Raw genomic sequence first — 23,166 nt, 5'->3', positions numbered from 1 at the left:
GACTTCGAGAGACAACACGGCACTCCGGGGTGCCCGGTGCCCAGTGTTCGCGGTCACCACCAAGGAAACCCCCAGAAACCGCGGGCCCGGTGCGAGGAATCGGCCGGCTCTAGTGATTTGCCGGGCCGCCCCGTGGGACAAAGGCAGGGTCTCGGACTCCGAAGCCACCCGCGCAGCGCGGAAAGGTAGTGCCCATGGACTCGACCCGCCGGCCGATCCTGCTCGTCAGCTCCCCCGAAAGCGGCCTGCTCAACCCGCTGCTGATCCTCGCCGCGGAGCTGTCCGGCCGCGGGGTGGAAGACCTCTGGTTCGCCACCGACGAGCCCCGCCGCGGCGAGATCGAAGGCATCGGCGGCGGGACTCCGGTGGAGTTCGCCTCGCTCGGCGAGGTGGTGCCCGAGATGTCCGCGGTGACCTGGGACGACGAGACCTACCGGGCGGTGACCCAGTCTTCGCGCTTCAAAGCCCACGCCGCGGTCCTCCGGCACACAGTGGACCCGAAGCTGCGCGTGGGCAAGTACCGGGCATTGGAAACCGCGGTCGACAAGATCCAGCCCGCCCTGATGGTCATCGAGAGCCTCAGCCTGTTCGCCGTCGAACTGGCGATCACCAGGAAGATCCCGTTCATCCTGAGCGTCCCGTTCATGCCCAGCAACGTGCTGACCTCGCACACCCCGTTCTCCAGGAGCTACACGCCGCCGAGCTTCCCGGTGCCGCATTCAGGTCTGCCGTACCGGATGTCCCTGGCGCAGCGGATCGAGAACCGGCTCTTCAAACTGCGCACGCTGGCCCTGTTCCTCGGTCCCAAGCTGGCGAAGGTGGTCTCGCAGGACGGCCCGATCCGCGCGGAGCTGGGGATCGCCCCCGAGGCCCGCGGACAGATGGCCCGGATCGACGCCGCGGAAAGCATCCTGGCCTACTCGGTCGCCGGGCTGGACTACCCCTTCCCGGTGCCGGAGAAGATGCGGCTCGTGGGCGCGATGGTGCCCCCGCTCCCCCAGGCGCCGGAAGACCGCCGCGTCGCCGATTGGCTCGACGCCCAGGACTCCGTCGTCTACATGGGATTCGGCACGATCACCCGGCTGACCCGCGATCAGGTCGGCTCGCTGGTCGAGGTCGCGCGCCGGCTCGAAGGCAAGCACCAGTTCCTCTGGAAGCTGCCGGCCGATCAGCAGGAGTTCCTGCCGGCCGAGCTGCCCGCCAACCTGCGGGTCGAAACCTGGGTGCCGTCGCAGCTCGACGTCCTGGCGCATCCCAGCGTCAAGGTGTTCTTCACCCACGCCGGCGGAAACGGCTACCACGAAGGACTTTACTTCGGCAAGCCGCTGGTGGTGCGCCCGCTCTGGGTCGACTGCCACGACCAGGCGATCCGCGGCGAGGACTTCGGCGTCAGCCTCACCCTCGACCGGCCCGAGACGATCGATCCCGACGACGTGGCCGACAAGCTCACCCGGGTGATCGGCGAGGACTCCTTCCGGGCGCGGGCCGAGCATTTCGCCGTACAGCAACGGGAAGCGGGCGGTCGGGAAGCTGCGGCCGACGTCGTGCTCGCCTCCCCGTCCCTGCAGTGACCACCCGGAAGAACCACCCCGGAAGAACGAGGAGACGATGGCGATCCACTACCCGGTTTCCCAGCCCTGGCTCGAAGGGCGCGAGCTGGAATACGTGACCCGGACCGTCGGCGACGGCTGGCTCTCCTCCCAGGGCCCGTTCGTGAAGCGGTTCGAGCAGGCGTTCGCGGACTACAACGGGATCGCCCACGGCGTCGCCTGTTCGTCCGGGACCACCGCGCTCACCCTGGCGCTGCGGGCGCTCGGCATCGGCCCCGGCGACGAGGTGATCGTGCCGGAGTTCACCATGATCGCCTCGGCCTGGGCGGTGACCTACACCGGCGCCACCCCGGTCTTCGTGGACTGCGGCGACGATCTCGACATCGACGTCTCGAAGATCGAAGCGAAGATCACGCCGCGCACCAAGGTGATCATGCCCGTGCACATCTACGGGCGGCGCTGCGACATGGACGCGATCATGAAGCTGGCCTACGAGTACAACCTGCGCGTGGTCGAGGATTCGGCCGAGGCGCACGGCGTCCGCCCGGTCGGTGACATCGCGTGTTTCTCGTTGTTCGGCAACAAGATCATCACCTCCGGCGAGGGCGGGATCTGCCTGACGCGCGATCCGCACCTGGCCGGGCAGCTGGCCCACCTGCGCGGGATGGCGTTCGACTCCGGGCACACCTTCCTGCACAAGAAGCTCGGCTACAACTTCCGCATGACGAGCATGCAGGCCGCCGTCGCGCTGGCGCAGACCGAGCAGCTCGACGAAATCCTCGCCCTGCGCCGGGACATCGAAAAACGCTACGACGAAGGGCTCGCCGGGATCAGCGGCATCACCCTGATGCCGGCGCGCGATGTGCTGTGGATGTACGACCTGCGCGCCGAGCGCCGTGACGAGCTGCGTGCATTCCTGGCCGCCGCGGGGATCGAGACCCGGTTGTTCTTCAAGCCGATGAGCAGGCAGCCCGGCTACCTCGACCCCGGCTGGCCGGCACTGAACGCCAGCACGTTCAGCGAGGACGGCCTCTACCTGCCGACCTACACCGGCCTCACCGAAGCCGACCAGACGTTCATCACCGGGAAGGTCCGCGAGTTCTACCAGGGAATACAGGAATGACGACCACCGAGCAGAACACCGTCGATTTTCCGGGCCGCCGGGCGGGCGTCTCCTTCCCACCGCCCGAATACGCGGACATCCGCGCGCGGCCGGGGCTGGTCCGGACCGCGCTGGGCGCCGACACGAAAGTCTGGCTGGTCGCCCGGCACGAGGACGTCCGCACCGTGCTCACCGACCGCCGGATCAGCTCCAACCCGACCCACGCCGGTTTCCCGAGCTTCGGCCGGACCGGCGGGGTGCCCGCGCCGGACCAGGTGCCGGGCTGGTTCGTCGGGATGGACCCGCCCGAGCACGGCCGGTTCCGCAAGACGCTGATCCCGGAGTTCACCGTCCGCAAGATCAAGGAGCTGCGGCCGGAGATCCAGCGGGTCGTCGACGGGCGGATCGACGCCATGCTCGCGGCCGGGAACTCCGCCGACCTGGTGGCCGACTTCGCGCTGCCGGTGCCGTCGCTGGTGATCACCGCGCTGCTCGGGGTGCCCTACGCCGACCACGAGTTCTTCGAAGCCAAGACCCGCGTGCTGGTCAGCTTCGCCTCCACCGACGACGAGCGCGAAGCCGCCGGGAAGCACATCCTGCGCTACATCACCCGTCTGATCACCCTCAAGCAGCAACGGCCGGGCGACGATCTGCTGAGCCGGCTGCTCGCCGCGGGCACCATGACGCCGCAGGAACTCTCCGGTGTCGCGATGCTGCTGCTGATCGCCGGCCACGAGACCACGGCCAACAACATCTCCCTCGGCGTGATCACCCTGCTGGCGAACCGCGAGTGGATCGGCGACGAGCGGGTGGTCGAGGAACTCCTGCGCCTGCACTCGGTCGCCGACCTGGTCGCGCTGCGCGTGGCGGTCGAGGACGTGGAGATCGGCGGCCAGCTGATCAAGGCCGGCGAGGGCATCATCCCCCTGGTCGCCGCCGCGAACCACGACAGCGGCGCCTTCGACGGCCCGGCACGCTTCGACCCCGCCCGGCCCGCCCGCCACCACGTCGCGTTCGGCTACGGCGTGCACCAGTGCCTCGGCCAGAACCTGGTCCGGGCCGAGATGGAGATCGTCTACCGCACGCTGTTCGAGCGGATCCCCACGCTCGAGATCGCCGCCCCGGTCGAGGAACTGCCCTTCAAGTACGACGGGATCCTGTTCGGGCTGCACGCCCTGCCCGTCAGGTGGTGAATCGGCTGCCGCTACGTGAAACCGACCCCGGGCCACCTCGGCCCGGGGTCGGCTGCTTTCCGGTGGCGGTCAGCCGGCCCGGACCAGGGAGGCGAGCCAGTCCTCCAGCACGGCGGCGGTGGTCGCCGAATCCTCCATGGCCAGGGAGAAGTGGTCGGCTTCGATGGTGATCACCTTCTCGGCCGGCACCGGGTTGTCGTCGGGACCGGCGGCTTCGGCGCCGGCCAGCGGGACGGTGCACCGGACGAGCAGGGTCGGCGCCGTGGTCGGCGGGAGTTCCAGGCCGGCCATCATGCTGAACCAGTGGCTCATCGCCGAGAGCCGGGCGCTGGTCAGCGTCACCGAGGTCGATTCCAGCCCGGACAGGTAGTTCCGGCTGATCTCGCCGAAGTCGACGACCTCGTCGCTGCCGTGCCGGAGGCTGAGGGTGTCGAGCATGACCACCGCGTCCGGCCGGATCCCCCAGGTGTTCTCGAGCACCCCGGCGACGGAGCAGGCGAGCGCGCCGGCCGAGGAGTGCCCGACGAGCACAAAAGGCTTGCCGTCACTGGCGTTCAGCGCGCATTCGGCGATCACCCTCGACGCCGCCGCGGGGGTGGCCGGCAGGCTTTCGCCCGAGGCGAACCCGATCAGCGGGAGGGCCGCCAGCCGGCGCTTGCCGCGGAACTGGGCCGCGATGCGCGCGTACTGGTGGACCCCGCCGGTCACCACCGGCGAGCTGATGCAGATCAGCATCGGCTCCTCGGCGCCTTCGGACAAGGTGATCGGGAGCGGCAGCTCGTCCAGCTCGGCGGGGGTCTCGAAGGTCGGCCGGAGCGCGGCGACGGCCTTGAGCAGTCCCATGCTCTGCTGGACCCGCCCCTCGTCGAGCGCGCCGAAGAACAGCTTCGAAACGGTGTCGTCGGCATCCTGAGGCGCAGGCTTGGCGGGCGCGGCCTCCAGGGTGCCCGCGATCTCACCGCACAGCCATTTCGCCAGCTGTGCCGGGGTTTTGCTGTCGAAGACCACAGTGGACGGCAGCCGCAGGCCGACGGTCTCGGCGAGCTTGTTCCGCAGCTCCACCGCGATCAGCGAGTCGAAACCGGATTCGAGGAAGGCCCGCTCGGGATCGAGCCGGTCCGAATCGCGGAACCCGAGCAGCACACTGGCATAGTCCACCACCAGCGCCCGCACGACATCCTCCTGCTCCGAAGCGCTGAGTCCGCGGAGCCGATCCTGCAGGGTCGCCGTCGAGACGTCCGTGGTGCCGGCGGCGGCCTTCCGGCGGCTCGACTGGACCAGGCCGCGCAGGAGCGCGGGGACCTCGCCGCGCCGGCCGAGCCCGGAAGCGTCGACCCGCAGCGGGACGATGAGCGGCACGTCGGACACCACCGCGGCGTCGAACATCGCCATTCCCTGCCGGGTGCCGATCACCGGCAGCCCGGCCGAGGAGATCCGTTTGACGTCGTTGCCGGTGAGCGCGCCGGTCATCTCGCTCGCCTGCTCCCACAGCCCCCACGCGAGCGAAGTCGCCGGAAGCCCGGCCGCTCGCCGATGCTGGGCGAGCGCGTCGAGGAAGACGTTCGCCGCGGCGTAGTTGGCCTGTCCGGGAGCACCGGTCACACCCGACACCGAGGAGAACAGGACAAACGCGGCCAGCGGGAGCCCCGCGGTCAGCTCGTGCAGATGCCAGGCGGCGTCGGCCTTGGGCCGCAGGACGGTATCGAGCCGGTCCGGGGTCAGGGAGGCGACGACGCCGTCGTCGAGGACCCCGGCCGTGTGCACCACGGCCGTCAGCGGATGCGCCGGGTCGACCGACGCGAGCAGGCCCGCGAGAGCTTCCCGGTCGGCGGTGTCGCAGGCAGTGATGGTGACTTCGGCCCCGTGCGCGATGAGTTCTGCCTGCAGCTCAAGGGCTCCCGGCGCCTCCGGACCGCGGCGCGACGTCAGCAGCAGGTGCCGCGCCCCCCGCTCGGCGACGAGGTGCCGGGCCAGCTGGCCGCCCAGCACCCCGGTCCCGCCGGTGATCAGCACGGTGCCCTCGGGGCGCCAGGCGGGCGGGATCGTGAGCACGATCTTGCCGACGTGCTTGGCCAGGCTCATCCGGCGGAACGCGTCCGGCGCCCGCCGCACGTCCCACGCGGTCACCGGCAGCGGCCGGAGCGCCCCGTCGGCGAACAGCCGCAGCAGCTCGCCCAGCATCTCCTGGATGCGGTCCGCCGGGACGGCGCCGAGGTCGAACGCCCGGTAGTCCGCTCCCCCGACGTCGTCGCGGATGTCGGTCTTGCCCATCTCGAGGAAGCGGCCGCCCGGCGCGAGCACCCGCAACGACGCGTCGACGAATTCGCCGGCGAGGGCGTTGAGCACGACGTCGACCCCGCGTCCTCCCGTGGCGGCCAGGAAACGCTGCTCGAACTCGGTCGTGCGCGAAGACGCGATGTGGTCCTCGGCGACGCCGAGCGCGCGGAGTTCGCCCCATTTGGCTTCGCTGGCCGTGGCGAAGACTTCGGCGCCCACGTGCTGGGCCAGCTGGATCGCCGCCATGCCCACACCGCCGGCGCCGGCGTGGACCAGCACGGTCTCGCCCCGGCGCAGCCCGGCCAGGTCGACGAACGCGTGGTACGCCGTCAGGAACACCAGCGCGACCGACGCGGCCTGCTCGTCCGGCCAGCCCTCGGGCACCAGTCCGAGATACCGCTCGTCGGCCACGGCCACCGGCCCGAACCCGCCGTCCATCATGCCCAGCACCCGGTCGCCGGGCTTGACCGCCGTCACCTCGGGCCCGACCTCGGTCACCACGCCGGCGGCCTCGGCGCCCAGCAGGCCGTCACGGCCCGGGTACATGCCGAGCGCCTTGAGCACGTCGCGGAAGTTGACGCCCGCGGCCGCCACCCGGATCCGGACCTGGCGCCCGGACAGCGGTTCCGCGACCTCCGGGGCGGGCAGCAGGGCCAGGTCGTCCAGGCTGCCCCGGTTGCTGGTGCCGAGCCGCCACGGCGCGTCGCCGGCGGGCGGCAGCAGGCTGCCGCCGGGCACGAGCCGGGCGAGCCGGCCGGCGCGGACCTGCCCTTGGCGCAGAAGGACTTGCGACTCGCCGTCGGTGAACAGCCCGGCGAGCGCCGGCAGCGCTTCGACGGACTCGTCGGTCTCGTCGAGGTCGGCCAGCAGGAACCGCCGGGGGTTCTCGGTCTGCGCCGACCGGATGAGGCCCCAGACCGCGGACGCGGCGAGATCGGTGACGTCCTCGCCACCGCCGGCCACGGCGCCCCGGGTCACCACGATCAGGCGGGCCCCGGCGAACCGGTCCTCGGCGAGGAAGCCCTGGACCTGCCCGAGCACCCGCGCGGTCAAGGCGTGGACGGCGGCCGGGCCGTCGCCGTCGCCGTCGCCGTCGCCGTCGCCAGTGGCCGACAGCAGGAAAACGTCCGGCACGGGACCGTCGGCGGGGGAATCGGCGAAACCCGCGATGGTGTGGCCCGCGAGGCTCGCCGCCGGGGCGAAGCCGAACGCGTCGCCACCCAGGATCGTCCACCGGGTCGGCGGCGGCGCGGTGACCGGGACGTCGATCCAGTCCAGCCGGAACAACGACTCCTGCTCACCCCGCGCGCCGGCCGCGAGCCCGGCCGACGCCGAGCGCAGGACCAGGGAATCCGCCGACAGCACCGGAGCACCCTCGACGTCCACCGCGGCCAGCGACACCGCGTCCGTACCGACGCCGGTCAGGCGCACGCGCAGCGTCGAAGCGCCGCCGGCGTGCAGCGAAACCCCGCTCCACGCGAACGGGAGCAGGCTCTTGCCGCCACCGTCCGGATCGACGAACGACACCGCGTGCAGGGCCGCGTCCAAGAGCGCGGGATGCATGCCGAACAGGTCGGCGTCGTCGACCGGCGAAGGCAGGCCGACTTCGGCGTAAACCGCGCTCTCGTCACGCCAGGCCGCGCGCAGGCCCTGGAAAACCGGGCCGAAGGTGAGCCGGTCGTAGAAGCCTTCGAGGTCGATGGGCTGGGCATCGGCCGGGGGCCAGGCACTCACGTCGAATCCCGCCTGCCGCTCGCCCGAGGCCAGCACGCCGGTGGCGTGACAGGTCCACTCGGCCTCCGGCGGCGCGTCGGCCGGCCGGGCGAAGATCTGCAGGTCACGGCAGTCGTCGTCATCGGGCGCGCCCACGCGCACCTGGACGGCCACCGCCTCCTCGGCCGGCAGCATCAGCGGGACCGAAAGCGTCAGCTCGTCGACGCGGTCGCAGCCGGCCTGGTCGCCCGCGCGGATGGCGAGTTCCAGGAACCCGGTGCCGGGGAAGAGCACCACGCCGCCGACCGAGTGATCGGCCAGCCAGGGATGGGTCGCCAGCGAAAGCCGTCCGGTCAGCAGCAGGCCGTCCGATCCGGCGAGCGACACCGCCGCGCCGAGCAGCGGGTGCTCCGCGGAAAGCAGGCCGAGCCCGGACGCGTCGGCGCGCGGCGGCGCGGACCGCGGCCAGTACCGCTCGTGCTGGAAGGCGTAGGTCGGCAGGTCGGCCCGGCGCGCGCCGGTGCCGGCGAAGAACGCGGACCAGCCGACGTCGACGCCGCGGACGAACACCTCCGCCAGCGAGGTCAGGAACCGCCGCAGGTCACCGTCGTCGCGGCGCAGCGTCCCGGCGACCACGGCCGGCCCGCCGACCTCGTCGATCGTCTCGTGGACGCTGCCGGTGAGCACCGGGTGCGGACTCACCTCGACGAACGCCCGGTGCCCCTGGTCCAGCAGCGCGCGTACGGCGGGCTCGAAACCGACCGTCTGACGCAGGTTCCGGTACCAGTAGCCGGCGTCCAGCCCGGTGGTGTCCAGCCAATCGCCGGTCACGGTGGAGAAGAACGGGATGTCGGACTCCCGCGGCGCGAGGCCCGCGAGTTCGCCGCGCAGTTCGTCTTCGAGTTCCTCGACCTGGACCGAGTGGGACGCGTAGTCCACCGCGATCCGGCGGGCGCGCACCTCGTCGGCCTTCAGTTCCGCCAGGAGCGCGTCGAGCGCCGCGGGCTCACCGGACACGACCACGGACTTCGGCCCGTTGACCGCCGCGACCGAGATCGCGCGCCCGCCCAGCCGCGCCTCGACGCCGGCCAGCGGGAGCGCGACGGACATCATGCCACCGCGACCGGTCAGGGCACGGCTGATCGCCTTGCTGCGCAACGCGACCACGCGGGCACCGTCCGAGATGGACAGTGCCCCCGAGACGACGGCCGCGGCGATCTCACCCTGTGAGTGGCCCACCACGGCGTCGGGAAGCACCCCGTGGTGACGCCACAGCGCCGCCAGCGCGACCATGACCGCCCAGGACGCGGGCTGGACCACGTCGACGCGCTCGAGCGACGGCGCGCCTTCAGCCCCGCGAAGCACGTCGAGCAGCGACCAGTCGACGTGCGGTGCGAGCGCGGCGGCGCACTCGGCCAGGGCGTCGGCGAACTCCGGTGACTGCTCGGCCAGGCGAGCGCCCATGCCGGCCCACTGCGAGCCCTGGCCCGGGAAGACGAAAACCGTGCGGCCGTCGACGTCGGCGAGCCCGGTGACCGCGGCGGGTTCTTCACCGGCCAGCCCGGCCAGCCCGGCCGTCAGCTCGTCGCGGGACTCCCCCAGCACCACCGCGCGCCGGTCGAACGCCGACCGGCTTTCGACGAGCGAGAGGCCGACGTCGGCGACCGGCAGACCGTCCACAGCGGACAACAGCCGGCCGGCCTGGGCACGCAGGGCCGGGACGCTCTTGCCGGAGACGACCCACGGGATCACCCCGGCGGCGACCGGCTCGCCCGGCTCGGCCTTCGGCTCCGGCGCCTGCTCGAGGATCACATGCGCGTTGGTGCCGCTGATGCCGAACGACGACACCCCGGCGCGGCGCGGACGGCCGGCCGCGGGCCACTCCGTCCGCTCCGTCAGCAGCGATACCGCGCCGGCCGACCAGTCGACGTGCGTGGACGGCTCGCTCACGTGCAGCGTTTCGGGCAGGATCCCGTGCCGCATGGCCATGGCCATCTTGATCACCCCGGCGACCCCGGCCGCGGCCTGGGTGTGCCCGAGGTTCGACTTGATCCCGCCCAGCCACAGCGGGATCTCCCGGTCCTGGCCGTAGGTCGCCAGCACCGCCTGCGCCTCGATCGGGTCGCCCAGCACCGTGCCGGTCCCGTGGGCCTCGACCGCGTCGACGTCCGAAGTGGACAGTCCGGCGCCGGCCAGCGCCTGGCGGATCACCCGCTGCTGCGAGGGCCCGTTCGGCGCCGTCAGGCCGTTCGACGCGCCGTCCTGGTTGACCGCGGAGCCGCGGACCACGGCGAGGATCGGGTGGCCGTGGCGTTCGGCGTCGGACAGCTTCTCCACCAGCAGCATGCCGATGCCCTCGGACCAGCCCGTGCCGTCGGCGTCGTCGGAGAACGCCTTGCAGCGGCCGTCGGGGGCCAGCCCGCCCTGCCGGGTGAAACCGGCGAAGCCGAGCGAGGTCGACATCACCGTCACACCGCCGGCCAGGGCCAGCGTGCATTCACCGGCGCGCAGGGCCTGCGCGGCGAGGTGCAAGGCCACCAGCGAGGACGAGCACGCCGTGTCGATCGTGACAGCCGGGCCCTCGAAGCCGAACGTGTAGGAGATCCGGCCGGAGACCACGCTCGCCGCGAGCCCGGTGCCGGCATGGCCCTCGACGTCTTCACCAGAAGCAAGCACAAGGTTCGCGTAGTCCTGGCCGTTGGTGCCGACGAACACGCCGGTCCGGCTGCCGCGGACGCTCGACGGGTCGATCCCGGCGCGCTCGACGGCCTCCCAGGAGGTCTCCAGCAGCAGCCGCTGCTGCGGGTCCATCGCCAGTGCCTCGCGCGGCGAGATGCCGAAGAACCCGGCGTCGAAACCGGTGATGTCGTCCAGGAAACCGCCCTCGGTGGTGGCGCTGCGGCCGCGGCCGTCGCCGGCCAGCACGCCGAGGTCCCAGCCCCGGTCCACCGGGAATCCGGCGATGGCGTCCGAAGAGGACGAGACGAGCTCCCACAGGTCCTCGGGCGAGCCGACGCCGCCCGGGAACCGGCAGGCCATCCCGACGATCGCGACGGCTTCCTGGCGGCCCGACTCGGCCTCCTCCAGGCGCTGGCGGGTCTGGTGCAGATCAGCCGTGACCCACTTCAGGTATTCGACGAGTTTCTGGTCGTCCGGCATCGTGAGTGAACCTTTCCTGTCCGTGGCCACGGGTCAGCCGTTACTTCAGCCGGCCGAGTTCCCTGTCGATGAAGTCGAAGACCTCATCGGCGCTGGCCGACTGGATCCTCTCGGTGACGTCGGGTGTTCCGGGCTCGCCGGCGGGCCCGCTCCAGCCGGCCACCAGGCGCCGCAGCCGCGCCGCGACCCCGCCCCGGGTGACGTCGTCGGGTTCGCTCGCGGCGAGCGCGGCTTCCAGCCGATCGAGTTCGGCGAGCAGGGACGGCCCGGCGTCGGCGGGATCGCCGGTCAGCAATTCGGTGCCGAGGTGCTCCGCGAGCACCGCCGGCGTGGGGTAGTCGAAGGCCAGCGTCGCGGGCAGGCGCAGGCCGGTCGCGGCGGTCAGCCGGTTGCGGAGTTCGACCGCGGTCAGCGAATCGAAGCCGAGTTCGCGGAATTCGCGAGTGGCCCCGATCGCTTCGGGCGAGCCGTGGGCCAGCACGGCGGCCACCGCGTTCCGCACGAGGTCGACCAGGTGACGCTGCCGGTCGCCCTCGCGCATTTCTGCGAGCTGCTCGGCGAACCCGGCCTGCGAGACGGCCGCTTCGGCGGCCGCCGTGCGCCGCGTCGTCTTGACCAGGCTCCTCAGCACAGCCGGAACCACGCTCTGGGCCCGCATCGAGCCGGCGCCGAGCGCGAGCGGCACCAGCAGCGCCTCGTCCGACGCGGTGGACCGGTCGAACAGCGCCAGGCCCTCCTCAGGGGACAGCTCCGGGAGGCCGGCGCCCGCGATCCGCCGCCGTGACGTGTCGCTCAGCGTGCTGGTCATGCCGCTGCCGGACGCCCACGGGCCCCACGCCAGCGACGTGGCCGCCTGTCCCTCGGCGGCGCGCAGCTGCGCCAAGGCGTCGAGGAAGCTGTTGGCCGCCGCGTAGTTGGCCTGTCCCGGGCTGCCCATCACCCCGGCGACCGAGGAGAACAGCACAAACGCCGCGAGATCGTCGTCCTTCGTGAGTTCGTGGAGATGCCAGGCGCCGTCGGCCTTCGGCCGGGCGACGGTGGCGAGGCGTTCCGCGGTCAGCGAGCCGAGCACACCGTCATCGAGCACGCCGGCCGTGTGCACAACCGCGGTCAGCGGGTGTCCGGAATGGACTTGGCCCAGCAGGTCCGCGACGGCCTGGCGATCGGCGGTATCACAGGCGACGATGGTCGCTTCGGCGCCGAGTGCGAGCAGGTCCGCGCGGAGTTCGTCCGCGCCGGGCGCCTCCGGGCCGCGCCGGCTGGCCAGCAGCAGATGCCGGACGCCGCGTTCGGCGACCACGTGGCGCGCGAGCTGCCCGCCGAGGCCGCCGGTGCCACCGGTGATCAGGACCGTCCCGTCGGGATCCCAGGCCCGGCCGCCGGTTCCGGCGGGCGCGCGCTGGAGCCGTCCCACGCAGACCACTCCGTCTCGTACCACGGCCTGTGTCTCGCCTGCCGCCAGCAGGCCCGGGAGCCGCGGTACTGGGGAAGCGTCTTCCCCGTCCAGGTCGGTGATCAGGAACGAGCCGGGGTTCTCCAGCTGGGCGGCGCGGACGAGCCCCCACACCGGGGCCGCGGCCAGGTCCGTCACCGTCTCACCGGCGGCGTTCCGCGTCACGAACAGCAGCCGCGTTTCGGCGAGCCGCTCGTCCGAAGCCCAGTCCTGCACCACTTCCAGGACCCGGGAGGTCGTCGCGAGCGCGGCGGCGGGCAGGTCACCGGCCCCGGTCACCGGCACGAGCACGAAGTCCGGCACGGTCTCCCCGGCCAGGTCCGTGAGCTTCTCGCCGGCCGTGACCCGGTATCCGGCGGCTTTGACCGCGCCGGTCAGGCCGAGTTCGTCGGCACCCAGCACGGCCCAGGTCCGGCCGGGCTCCGGCAGTGCGGGCTCCGCCGGGATCCAGCCCAGCCGGAACAGCGAGCCGTCCGTCACGGTCTCGGGCTTCGCGGTGTCGAACGGCCGCAGCCGCACCGACTCGGCCGACAGCACCGGCGCGCCCTCAGCGTCCACAGCGGACAGTGAGACGGTGTTGTCACCGGTGGCGGTCAGCCGGACCCGCAAGACCGACGCGGCGGCCGCGTGCAAGGTCAGTCCCGCCCACGACACCGCGTCGAGCCCGTTCTCGGCCTGCACGGTGAAGTTCGCCGTCTGCAGGGCCGCATCGAGCAGCGCGGGATGCAGGCCGAACGCGGCGACATCCTCGGTGCCGTCCGGGAGGGCGACTTCGGCGAAGACGTCGTCGCCGCGTTGCCACACTGCGCGCAGGCCTCGGAACACCGGTCCGTACTCGCGGCCGTCCGCGGCGAACTCGTCGTAGATGCCGTCGAGGTCGAGCGGGGTGGCTTCGGGCGGCCAGCTGCCGAGGTCGAACGGGGCGGCTGGCCCGGCGGCCAGGCTCCCGGTCGCGTGCAAGGTCCAGTCGGCGTCGGCAACACACGAGTGGACGGTGATCGCCCGGCGCCCGGTGTCGTCCGGCTCGCCGACCCACACCTGCACGGCGACGGCGTCCTCCGGGCCGAGCCGCAGCGGGGTGGTGACGGTCAGTTCCTCGACCCGCTCACAGCCCACCTGGTCGGCCGCGCGGAGCGCCAGTTCGGCGAAACCGGCCGAGGGAAGGGAAAACGCGCCGTTGAGCACGTGCTCGGCGAGCCACGGTGCGGTGGCGGCGGAGATCCGGCCGGTCAGCAGCACGCCCTTCGAACCGGCCACCGCGGTCGCCGCGCCGAGCAGCGGGTGCCCGGCGTCGAGCAGGCCCAGCCCGGCGGCGTCGGCCGCGGGCGTGCCGGGGGTCGGCCAGTAGCGCTCGCGCTGGAACGGGTAGGTCGGCAGGTCCACGACGGCGTCCGAGCCGGTGAACCACGGGCTCCACTCGACCCCGGCACCGATCACGTGCAGCTCGGCGAGCGCGGTCACCAGCGCCGCTTCTTCGCCGCGTCCCCGGCGCAGCGCCGGGACCACGGTGACCGTCGCGGGATCGACCAGGGCGAGGGCCAGGCCCGCAAGCACCCCGCCCGGGCCCAGCTCGACCAAGGTGTCCGCACCCTCGGCGACGAGCGTCGCGACGCCGTCGGCGAACCGCACCGGCTCCCGCACCTGCCGCACCCAGTACCCGGGTGAGCACAGTTCTTCGTCAGTCGCCGGTTTCCCGGTGACGGTGGAAACGAACGCGATCCGCGGCTTCTCGAAGGACAAGCCGGCGATCGCGCGGGCGAATTCGTCCAGCATCGGGTCCATCAACGGCGAGTGGAACGCGTGCGACACCGCCAGCCGCTTGGTCTTGCGGCCCGCGGCCGTCAGCTGCTCGGCGATGGCCAGCACGGCGTCTTCGGCACCGGCCACGACCACCGTGTCCGGGCCGTTCACCGCGGCGATCGACACGCGGTCCTCGTGGCCCGCCAGCAGCGGCAGCACCTCGGCCTCGGCCGCACGGACCGACACCATCGCCCCGGCACCCGCCGGCAGCGCCTGCATCAACCGAGCCCGCGCCGCCACCAGCGTGCAAGCGTCGGCCAGCGAGAGGACCCCAGCGACATGGGCCGCCGCGATCTCGCCGATCGAGTGCCCCGCCACCCGGGCCGGCCTGATCCCGAAGGCCTCGACCAGCCGGAACAGCGCGACCTCGATCGCGAACAACGCGGGCTGGGCGTAACCGGTCCGGTCGAGCGCCTCGGCGTCGGTGCCCCAGACGACCTCACGCAACGGGCGGTCGGCGCCCCGGTCCAGCTCCGCGGCCACGGCGTCGAAGGCGTCCGCGAACACCGGGAAGCGGTCGTACAGCTCGCGTCCCATGCCCAGCTGCTGGCTGCCCTGGCCGGAGAACAGCACGGCCGTGGACCGTGGCCCGGCGCTCCCGGTCACCGGCTCGGAACCGCCCAGGAGGACCGCGCGGTGCTCGAACAGGGCCCGGCCGTGGACCAGCGAACGGCCCACCTCGGCCGCGGGAACGCCGGGGTTGGCGTCGGCGAAGGACTTGATCCGGCGGATCTGCTCCGCCAGCGCGGTTTCCGATTTCGCCGACAGCGGCCACAGCACCACTGCCCCGGAAACCGTTTCCACCGCCCGTTCGGCACCCGGCGCCTGCTCGAGGATCACGTGCGCATTGGTCCCGCTGAGCCCGAACGACGACACCCCCGCCCGCCGCGGACGATCCACCTCCGGCCACGCAGTCTGCTTCGTCAACAACGACACCGCACCCGAAGACCAGTCCACATGCGACGACGGCGCACTCACATGCAAGGTCTCCGGCAAAATCCCATGCCGGATCGCCATCACCATCTTGATCACACCCGCCACCCCAGCCGCAGCCTGAGTATGCCCGAGATTCGACTTGATCCCGCCCAACCACAACGGAACCTCCCGACCCTGACCATAAGTCGCCAGAATCGCCTGCGCCTCAATCGGATCACCCAAAACCGTCCCGGTCCCATGCGCCTCCACCGCATCAACATCCGAAGCAGCCAATCCCGCTCCGGCCAACGCCTGCCGGATCACCCGCTGCTGCGCCGGACCATTCGGCGCCGTCAACCCGTTCGACGCACCATCCTGATTCACCGCCGAACCCCGCATCACCGCGAGGATCCGGTGCCCCCGGCGTTCGGCATCCGACAATCGTTCGACGACGAGGACTCCCGCGCCCTCAGCCCACCCGGTCCCATCCGCATCGTCGGAAAACGCCTTGCAACGACCATCCGGAGCCAACCCGCCCTGACGGCTGAACCCCGCAAAACCCATCGCCGTCGACATCACCGTCACACCACCGGCCAACGCCAGCGAACACTCACCAGACCGCAACGCCTGCGCCGCCCAATGCAACGCCACCAACGACGACGAGCACGCCGTGTCCACCGTCACCGCCGGACCCTCAAAACCGAACGTGTAAGAAATCCGGCCCGACACCACACTCGCCGCCAAGCCCGTGCTGGCGTGCCCTTCCACGTCCTCGCGTGAGCTCACGACGAGACTCGCGTAGTCCTGCCCGTTGGTCCCGATGAACACCCCGGTCGGGCTGCCGCGCAAGGTCCCCGGGTCGATCCCGGCCCGCTCGACAGCCTCCCAAGACGTCTCGAGCAGCAACCGCTGCTGCGGGTCCATCGCCATGGCCTCACGCGGCGAAATACCGAAGAACCCGGCGTCGAATTCTGCGGCGTCGTAAAGGAAACCGCCCTGCCCGGTGACACTGGTCCCCCGGCCGTCGCCGGCGAGGGCGTCGAGGTCCCAGCCGCGGTCGGCGGGGAAGTCCGACATCGCGTCGCGGCCGTCGGACAGCAACTGCCAGAGGTCCTCCGGTGAAGCGACCCCACCGGGGAACCGGCAGCCCATGCCGACGATCGCGATCGGCTCGTCGACGGCGGACGCGCTCTTCGTCACCTCGGTGGTTTCGGCCGTCAGCCCGAGGAGCTGAGCCACCAGATGAGCAGCGAGCACGGCCGGCGTCGGGTAGTCGAAGACGAGGGTGGCGGGCAGGGTCAGCCCGGTGGCGGTGGCGAGCCGGTTGCGGATCTCGATCGCGGTCAAGGAGTCGAAGCCCAGATCCCGGAACGCCTTCTCGGCCCCGATGGCGGCCGGCGAGCCATGCCCGAGCACGGCGGCGGCGTCACCGCGGACGAGTTCGAGCACCGCCGCGACACGGTCGATTTCGGACAGTCCGGCGAGCCGGGCGCGCAGTGCGGGCGCGGTGGCCCCGGCGTCGGCGGGCGCGGCGGCCGAACGGATGCGCCGGGCCTCGGGCAGCTCCGCGAGCAGCGGCGTCGGCCGCAGGCTCAGCAGGGCGGTGAGGAGGGCGGGATTCTGCAGATCGGCGATCACCACGGTCGCCGACGGTTCGGAGACGGCCTGGCCGAGCGCGGCGAGGGCCGTGCCGGGTTCCAGCACCGACGTGCCGAGCCGACGTGAGCGCTCCTCGACCTTGGCGTCGTCGGCCATGCCGCCACCGGACCACGCCGCCCAAGCGATCGACGTCGCAGCGAGCCCGTCGGCGCGACGGCGTTCGGCGATCGCGTCCAGGACCGCGTTCGCCGCCGCGTAGTTGCCCTGCCCGAGGTTTCCGACCGAACCGGCCACCGAGGAGAACAGCGCGAACACGGCCAGCCCGAGGTCGCGGGTCAGCTCGTCGAGGACCAGCGCCGAGGCGACCTTCGCCCGGAACACCGCCTCGAACCGATCCGGAGTCAGCCCATCGAGCACACCGTCGTCAAGGACACCCGCGGTATGCACCACCGCGGTCAACGGAAACTCACCCGGAAGCCCCACCAGCAACTCCCGCACCGCGTCACGATCCGAAACGTCACAAGCAGCCACGGTGACCCGAGCACCCAACGACGTCAGCTCATCACACAAGTCCTGCGCCCCCGGCGCGTCCGCCCCACGGCGACTCGCCAGCACCAGATGCGGAGCACCCTTCGCCGCCAGATCCCGGGCGACATGCGCGCCGAGCGCGCCGGTGCCGCCGGTGATCAGAACGGTGCCGGTGGGAACCCAGGCCCTCAGCCCGTCGGCCGCCGGAGCGGGAACCAGACGACGGGCGAACACCCCCGAATCCCGCACAGCGACCTGGTCTTCGGCGTTGTCCGCCCGGCCGAGCAGTCCGGCGAACCGTCGTGACGCGCGCTCGTCGAGCACCTCTGGGAGGTCGATCAGGCCACCCCAGATCTCGGGGTACTCCAGCGCGGCCACGCGGCCCAGCCCCCACACCGCGGCCTGGCCGACCTCGAGGAGCCGTTCCCCGCGTCCCGTCGACACCGCGCCGCGGGTCACGGCCCAGACCGGCGCGGCCGATCCGGCGTCGCCCAGGGCCTGCAACAGTTCCGTGGTGGCCGAGGCGCCGGAGTCGAGGAAAGCCAGCAGGGACACCACTCCGGCGACCTCACCGGCGTCTCGCAGCCGCCGCGCCACCTCCGCGCGACCGGTCGCGCCGACGTCGAGCCGAACGGCCGCCGGACCCATGGCTTCGACCACCGACGCGGCCCAGTCATCCCCGGCAAGCGACTGCGGGACGACGACGAGCCAGGAGCCCCGGAGGCCGACCGCCTGGGGCCCGGTCAGCGGCACCCAGCTCTCACGGTACCGCCAGGAGTCTACAGTGGACTGTTCCTGACGCTTGCGGTGCCAAGAGGCCAGCGCGGGCACCACAGCACCGAGGGCGGCCCCTTCGACGCCCAGGTCGGCAGCGAGCCCGTCGAGGTCTTCACGTTCGACGGCGTCCCAGAATCGCCCGTCAACGGTGTTCCGTACCGGCTCGGCCACCTCAGGCCAGAAGCGCTCGTGCTGGAACGCGTAGGTCGGCAGCCCGACCCGCCGCGCGGCAGTTCCGGCGTAGTGCGCCGCCCAGTCGACCTGGACCCCGGCGACGTGCAGCCGGGACAGCGCCGACACGACCGCGGCTTGCTCGCCGCGGTTCTTGCGCAGCGCGGGGACAGCCAACGCGGTGTCCCCCAGAACGTCCTGCACCATGGCCGAGGCCACGCCGTCCGGGCCGAGTTCGAAGAAGGCCGTCACCCCGGCCGCGCGGGCGGCCTGGACGCCGTCGGCGAACCGCACCGGCTGACGCACGTGAGACACCCAGTACTCCGGGGAGCACACCAGATCCCCGGTCGCCACCTCGCCGGTCAGGTTCGAGACCAGCGGGATCACCGGCTTGCTGAAGGTCAGCCCGCGAACGACCCGGCGGAACTCGTCGAGCATCGGGTCCATCAGCGGCGAGTGGAAGGCGTGCGACACCACGAGCTTCTTGGTCTTGCGCCCCAGCTCCTCGAACTTCGCCGCGATCCGGCCGACCTCATCGGCGTCACCGGCCACCACCACAGATTCCGGCCCGTTGACCGCCGCGATCGAGACGGCCTCGGTCAGCAACGGCTGCACCTCGGCTTCACGGGCCTGCAAGGAAGTCATCGCCCCACCCGCGGGTAAGGCCTGCATCAGCCGCGCGCGGGCCGCCACGAGGGTGCACGCGTCTTCCAGAGACAGCACTCCGGCCACGTGCGCCGCGGCGATCTCGCCGACCGAGTGCCCGGTCACGAAGTCCGGGACGACGCCCCAGGCCTCCATCAGCCGGAACAGCGCGACCTCGATTGCGAACAACGCGGGCTGGGTGATCCCGGTTTCGTCCAGCGAAGCAGCGCCGAAGAGCGCCGCGCGGACCGGTTCGTCCCATTGCGCCAGCACCGCGTCCAGCGCCTCGGCGAACACCGGGGACGTCTCGTAGAGTTCCTTGCCCATCCCGGCTCGCTGCGCGCCCTGGCCGGAGAACACCGCGCAGAGTTTGGTGCGCCGGGTGACCTCGCCCTGAGTTGCGCCCGGGGCGGCTTCGCCCGCGTGCCAGGCGCTCAGCAAACCACGCAGCTCGGTGGGATCGTCGGCCGTCACGGCGAGCCGGTGCTCGAAGGCGGCCCGGGTCGTTGCCAGGGAAAGCGCCACGTCCGCGGGGCGGAGTTCGGGGCCACTGTCCAAAGCGGACAGCAAGGCGGCGGCCTGGTCCTTCAGCGCGGCTTCGGTTTTTCCCGAAAGAAGCCAGGAAACGACCGCCGGCAGCGGAGCGCTGTCCTCCTCGGCTTCCGGCACCGGCGCCTGTTCGAGGATCGTGTGGGCATTGGTGCCGCTGACGCCGAACGAAGAGACCCCGGCGCGGTGGGGACGGCCCGTCTCCGGCCAGTCGCGCCGCTCGGCGAGCAGTTCCACCCGGCCCTGCGACCAGTCCACATGCGACGAAGGCGGGTCCGCGTGGAGGGTCCGGGGCAGCACGCCGTGCCGCAGCGCCAGCACCATCTTGATCACGCCGGCGACGCCGGCCGCCGCCTGGGTGTGGCCGAAGTTCGACTTGATCGACCCGAGCAGCAGCGGGTGCTCGCGGCCGGCGTCCTTGCCGTACGTCGCGAGCAGGCTCTGCGCCTCGATCGGATCGCCCAGCGGGGTTCCCGTGCCGTGGGCCTCGACGACGTCGACGTCGGCCGCGGTCAGCTTGGCGCTGGAGAGCGCCTGCCGGATCACCCGCCGCTGCGCGCGCCCGCTCGGCGCGGTGAAGCCGTTGGACGCGCCGTCGGAGTTGACCGCCGAGCCGCGGACCAGCGCGAGGACCTGGTGACCGTTGCGCCGGGCCTCGGAAAGCCGTTCCAGGACCAGGATCCCGACCCCCTCGGCCCAGCCGGTGCCGTCCGCGCCGTCGGAGAACGCCTTGGAGCGGCCGTCGGCGGCGAGCCCGCCCTGACGGCTGAACTCGACCAGCGAACCGGGGGTGGACATCACGTTCACCCCGCCGGCCAGCGCCAGCGAGCACTCCCCCGCCCGCAGCGACTGCGCGGCCAGGTGCAGCGCGACCAGCGAAGACGAGCAGGCGGTGTCGACGGTGACCGACGGCCCTTCCAGGCCGAACGTGTAGGAAACGCGCCCGGACATCGCGCTCGCGGCGAACCCGGTGCCGACGTCGCCGGTGGACTCGGCGGGCGCGCGCACCACCAGGTAGGCGTAGTCCTGCCCATTGGTGCCGACGAACACCCCGGTCCGGGTGCCGCGCAGGCGGGTCGCGTCGATCCCGGCCCGTTCGACGGCCTCCCACGAGGTCTCCAGCAGCAACCGCTGCTGGGGGTCCAGCGACATCGCTTCACGCGGCGAGATCCCGAAGAACCCGGGGTCGAACTCGGTGGCACCGCTGAGGAAACCGCCCTGCTGGCTGACGCCGTGGCCCCGCTCGTCGACCCCGGCCCCGCCGAGGGCGTCCAGCTCCCAGCCGCGGTCGGCGGGGAAGCCCGAGACGGCGTCGGTGCCCGAGTCCACCAGGTCCCACAGGTCTTCCGGTGAGGCCACGCCGCCGGGGAACCGGCAGCTCATCGCGATGATCGCGATCGGGTCCGCCACGCTCTCGACGAGCTGCCGGTTCTGCCGCCGCAGCCGTTCGGTCTCCTTCAGTGAAGCTCTGAGCGCTGCGACTACCTTCTCGCTGGGCGATGTCATCATCAACTCCGTCAGTCGTTCGACCGGTCGGACTGGCCGTCGAGTGCCGCCTGGACCAGGTCGTCGATCTCCATCGTGTCGATGGACGGCCCGGCTTCCTCCGCCGAAGCGAACGGAACCCGGAGGTCGTCGTCTTCGCCGTCGTCTTGGGCCGTCTCGCCCGGCAGCACTCCGGCCAGGATGTGCTCGGCGAGCGCGGCCGGGGTCGGATGGTCGAACACCAGCGTGGAGGTCAGGCTCAGCCCGGTCGCGGCGTTGAGCTGGTTGCGCAGCTCCACCGCGCCGAGTGAGTCGAAACCGAGGTCCCGGAAGGCCTTCTCCGCGCCGACCAGCTCGACATCGGTGTAGCCCAGCACCTCCGCCGCGCGTGCCCGGACCAGGTCGAGCACGGTCTCGAAGCGCTGGCCGCCGGCCAGGTCCGCGAGCTTGGCCCGCAAGCCGATCCCGGCGTCGGGCGCGGCGGCCAGCTCGTTGTAGCCGGGCATTTCCCGCAGCAGCGCGCTCGGCCGGGCGGTGGCGCTGAACCGGCCCGCGTCGACCGCGGCGATCAGCACGGTCGGCTCGTCTTCGGTGACAACCTGGCGGAGCGCGGCGAAGGCCAGCTCCGGATCCATCGCCCCGATGCCGGTGCGGCGGGCCGCCTCCTCGGCGTGGGCGTTCGACGCCATGCCCTCGCCGCCCCAAGCGCCCCAGGCGATCGAGGTCGCCGCCAGGCCGAGCGAGTGCCGGCGTTCGGCGATCGCGTCGAGCACGGTGTTCGCCGCCGCGTAGCTGGCCTGGCCGGGGTTGCCGACCACGCCCGACGCCGAGGAGAACAGCGCGAAGACCTTCAGGTCCAGGTCCCGGGTCAGCTCGTCGAGCAGGAACGCCGAGCCGACCTTCGACCGGAACACCGCTTCGAACCGGTCCGGGGTGAGCCCGTCGAGCACCCCGTCGTCGAGGACACCGGCCGCGTGGACGACGCCGGTCAACGGGTACTCCGCCGGGACGCCGTCGAGCATGGCCTGGAGTCCGGCCCGGTCCGCGACGTCGCAGGCGGAGATCGTGACGCGCGCCCCGGTGGCGGTGAGTTCGTCACGCAGCTCCGCGGCGCCGGGAGCGTCGAGACCGCCGCGGCTCGCGAGCAGCAAGTGCTCGGCGCCGTCACGGGCGAGTTTGCGGGCGAGCTGCCGGCCCAGCGCACCGGTGCCGCCGGTGATCAGGACCGTCCCGCTGGGCTCCCAGACCGGGGCGGAGCCGTGCGCTTCGGCTTTCCTCAACCGGCGGCCGAACAGGCCGGACGCGCGGACGGCGACCTCGTCCTCGCCGTCGAGCCCGGCGAGCACCGCGGCGAACCGCTCGGCCGCCTGGGCGTCGGCGACCTCGGGCAGGTCGACGAGACCGCCCCAGCGGTCCGGGTGTTCGAGCGCGGCCACGTGGCCGAGACCCCAGACCCCGGCCTGGTCCGGACGGACCGGTGCCTCGCCGGGCTCCACGGAGATCGCGCTCCGCGTGACACTCCACAGTGGAGCGGTGATTCCCGCGTCGCCCAGTGCTTGCAGCGCCGTGGCAGTCGAAGTGACCCCGGCCGGCACACCCGATTCGAAGTCGGTCATGGCGAGCAGCGACACGACACCGGCGAAGTCCGTACCGGCTGCGCTCAGCGAGCCGGCCAGCGTTTCCCGGTCCTGCCCGGCCGGGACGTCGACGCGGACCGCGTCGCTGCCCAGCGCGTCGATCGCGGCCGGGACCCACTCGTCAGCACTGCCGGCCGGGGCGAGCACGAGCCAGGTTCCGGCGAGGTCGCCGGCGGGCGCCGCGGTGAGCGGGTGCCAGCCGATACGGTGCCGCCAACCGTCCACCGTGGACTGTTCCGTGCGCTGCCGCCGCCAGTCCATCAGCGCGGGAAGCACCTTCGAGAGCGCGTCGCCGTCGACGTTGAGCGTGGCGGCCAGCGAGCCGAAGTCCTCCTTCGCCACCGCGGCCCAGAACTCGTGGTCGGCTTCGCTGCCGCCGCTCGCCTCGGCCGTGGCCGCGGGCCAGAACCGCTCGTGCTGGAAGGCGTAGGTCGGCAGGTCCACCCGCCGCGCGCCGGTTCCGGCGAAGAAGCCGGACCAGGCGGGGCTGACGCCGTCGACCTGCAGCCGGGCCAGCGCGGTGACGGCGGTCGTCTCCTCGTCACGGTCCTTGCGCAGCAAGGGAACCACCAGCGCGTCGGCCTCGCCGAGGCTGTCCCGGGTCATCGCGGAC

6 protein-coding genes (1 of these 6 running past the window's edge) are annotated in these 23,166 nt (G+C 72.3%); 3 read left to right on the top strand and 3 right to left on the bottom strand.

Annotated elements, in window-relative coordinates; genetic code table 11:
* Positions 1-194 precede the first annotated feature (194 nt).
* Genes BMY97_RS04915 through BMY97_RS04905 form a run of 3 tightly spaced genes read left to right on the top strand, consistent with a single transcriptional unit; the run spans position 195 to position 3,845 of the window.
* Positions 195-1,571, top strand: a complete 1,377-nt coding sequence (locus tag BMY97_RS04915; RefSeq protein ID WP_091613180.1) for a glycosyltransferase — start codon at positions 195-197, stop codon at positions 1,569-1,571.
* Positions 1,572-1,608: 37 nt separating this feature from the next.
* Positions 1,609-2,673, top strand: coding sequence for a DegT/DnrJ/EryC1/StrS family aminotransferase (locus BMY97_RS04910; protein ID WP_091613178.1), 1,065 nt, complete (start codon positions 1,609-1,611; stop codon positions 2,671-2,673).
* A complete protein-coding gene (locus BMY97_RS04905; RefSeq protein WP_091613175.1) occupies positions 2,670-3,845 on the top strand; it encodes a cytochrome P450 in 1,176 nt (391 codons plus the stop codon). Before BMY97_RS04910 ends, BMY97_RS04905 begins: the two co-directional genes overlap by 4 nt.
* A 69-nt stretch (positions 3,846-3,914) precedes the next feature.
* Here the strand turns inward: BMY97_RS04905 and BMY97_RS04900 are convergent, their stop codons facing one another.
* The 3 genes in view from BMY97_RS04900 to BMY97_RS04890 are tightly spaced (at most 40 nt apart) and all read right to left on the bottom strand, a layout consistent with a single transcriptional unit that may run on beyond the window.
* Positions 3,915-10,994, bottom strand: a complete 7,080-nt coding sequence (locus BMY97_RS04900) for a type I polyketide synthase (RefSeq protein WP_091613172.1) — start codon at positions 10,992-10,994, stop codon at positions 3,915-3,917.
* Positions 10,995-11,034: 40 nt separating this feature from the next.
* Positions 11,035-20,943 carry a type I polyketide synthase gene (locus BMY97_RS04895; RefSeq protein WP_425425231.1) on the bottom strand — a complete coding sequence of 3,303 codons (9,909 nt, stop codon included), beginning with the start codon at positions 20,941-20,943 and terminating at the stop codon, positions 11,035-11,037.
* 5 nt (positions 20,944-20,948) lie between these two features.
* Positions 20,949-23,166, bottom strand: the 3' end of a protein-coding gene (locus BMY97_RS04890) for a type I polyketide synthase (RefSeq protein ID WP_091613167.1). 25,688 nt of this gene lie beyond the right edge of the window; 2,218 of the gene's 27,906 nt are visible here — the last part of the coding sequence; the start codon falls outside the window, past its right edge; the stop codon is at positions 20,949-20,951.

It is taken from the genome of Amycolatopsis saalfeldensis (genome assembly GCF_900110575.1).
GTDB classification, from domain to species: Bacteria; Actinomycetota; Actinomycetes; order Mycobacteriales; family Pseudonocardiaceae; genus Amycolatopsis; species Amycolatopsis saalfeldensis.
This window is presented reverse-complemented; position numbering and strand designations above follow the sequence as displayed.

What these genes read in the sequence shown, in the direction of transcription:
- BMY97_RS04915 (WP_091613180.1), top strand. Translation starts at nt 195, where the DNA reads ATGGACTCGACCCGCCGGCCGATCCTGCTCGTCAGCTCCCCCGAAAGC.
- BMY97_RS04910 (WP_091613178.1), top strand. Translation starts at nt 1,609, where the DNA reads ATGGCGATCCACTACCCGGTTTCCCAGCCCTGGCTCGAAGGGCGCGAG.
- BMY97_RS04905 (WP_091613175.1), top strand. Translation starts at nt 2,670, where the DNA reads ATGACGACCACCGAGCAGAACACCGTCGATTTTCCGGGCCGCCGGGCG.
- BMY97_RS04900 (WP_091613172.1), bottom strand. Translation starts at nt 10,994, where the DNA reads ATGCCGGACGACCAGAAACTCGTCGAATACCTGAAGTGGGTCACGGCT.